Here is a 1,726-nt window from a genome sequence, read left to right on the forward strand (position 1 = left end):
CGGCGTTCGATCTTGCGAGAGGAGTAGACGCCGTTGCAGTAGGCGTACAGCAGCACCTTGACCATCATCCGCGGATGGTACGGTGGGTAACCTCGCAGCTCTCGCTCGTATGTCCGTTCGATTTGGCTTAAATCGAGTGAGTCCACGACATCACTCAGGAAGTAAGCGAAATGGTCATGCGGAAGCCAGTCCTGCAGGGCAGGGGGCAGCAGCAACAGCTGATTGGGCTCATACGGTCGATACGTCTTCTTGCTCATGCTGAAGACATTGGACACCCAACCCTTTTGCTCCTACAGAACTGGCTTACTCAGACAGGCTCCTAGCCCATACCGTTCGCTGAAGGGCAATGACACTATTCCCAAGGAATCGGATCTTCAAAGATGAAGAATGCACGCAATTCGTAGTCCACAAACGACACTCGGGCATAAAATCCATCGGAACTCTCGATGTTCATGACAACCCGCTTATCTGTTGACCCGGGCGACATCTCAATGGATTTGACATCTGTGTCAGGATGGGCTCGAAACCAATCCAAGATGGAATCGAATTGGACATCATCCCATAATACGGAACTACGTTGCAACTGTTCTTCACGGCCAACAAAGAAGGCGTAGGTTTTGTCTGACTCAGCCCAGATGAGATCAGTCGGAATCCGGCCCTGCTTGAACTCATAAAACGTGTACTTTGCTAACGCATGGAAAACGCCGGGCGGAATAGAGTGCTCAGAGGTGGTGTGTTCTGATTGATCAGATTCCACACTAGACACATTGCGGCCGTCGGTTGCCTCTGAGTTTGTGCAACCGCTCAAGAGGATAGTCAGCACAAGTAGCAACAGGTAGAACCGCTTGCGGAAAGCCACTTTGAATCCCTCCCGTCTTCCTATAACGAGTAGAGAAGGCAGACGGATACCCAAGAACCCGCGGTACGCGTGGGTATTTGTAAGGCCAGAGAGCGAAGAGGAGAGCACGTGCCGGTCACCAGGAAGATAGTAAGGATCTGTTCCAGCAGAGCATTCTGTTGGAACAGATCCATCTGGGTTACCACGATGTTCGCGCAGCCCAGTTAGAAGGGTCGTTATTCTTAAAGTCACCGCAATAGTCGTTCTTGCACTTCTTCTCGACCGGATCCGTATACTTCGGATCGTCGACATACGGTTTCGTTGGGCTGTCGCTAATTTGCCTAGCCCAAGATCCTGGCATTCTGCCTCCGGTCGGACTGGACTCGTCGAACTGCAAATGCACATGACGGCCGCGCCAGTCGCACCCAGCGTTTTCAGAGGTCTTTTGCTTCCCAACAACGATGTTGGTTACAGTACCATTGGCAGGAACCTGCTGGGCTGTAAAGGAACTGCTCTTGTCTACGTGCGTAAAATTCACAGTGCCACCGTAGTACCGATATATGACAGCACTCCTGCAACAACAATGGAAACAACCGACAGTATGCGAGATTTTGGCATACGAACGCATAACCCCCTTGTGGCACACGAATCTAAACCATATATAGCATATCTCCTGAGTCCCCACAATACACTAGCGTGTGTCTAAAGTCAGACAGCCACATCTCCTGACCGAATCCTTGATGTCATCAGCTCGTGGGCTATAATAACGGTACATCGGACCATCGCGTAGAGGGCTAGGAGCCTGTCCGGGTAACCGCACGTGAGATAGGGGCAGACTCCCAATGATTGGATATCAACGATCGTGCCTACTTCTTCATGCGCTGTCTG

At 51.3% G+C, this 1,726-nt stretch carries 2 protein-coding genes; both read right to left on the bottom strand.

Translation table 11 applies throughout. The features are described 5' to 3' along the window. Nucleotides 1-257 (bottom strand): transposase (locus tag J2Z79_RS18120; protein WP_245302993.1); only part of this gene is annotated, 257 nt, incomplete at its 3' end. Nucleotides 258-352: 95 nt separating this feature from the next. Further along, on the bottom strand, nt 353-859 hold the full coding sequence (locus tag J2Z79_RS18125; protein WP_209468309.1) for a hypothetical protein: 507 nt from the start codon (nt 857-859) through the stop codon (nt 353-355). Between the last annotated feature and the right edge of the window lie 867 nt (nt 860-1,726).

This window comes from Symbiobacterium terraclitae, assembly GCF_017874315.1.
GTDB classification, from domain to species: Bacteria; Bacillota; Sulfobacillia; order Symbiobacteriales; family Symbiobacteriaceae; genus Symbiobacterium; species Symbiobacterium terraclitae.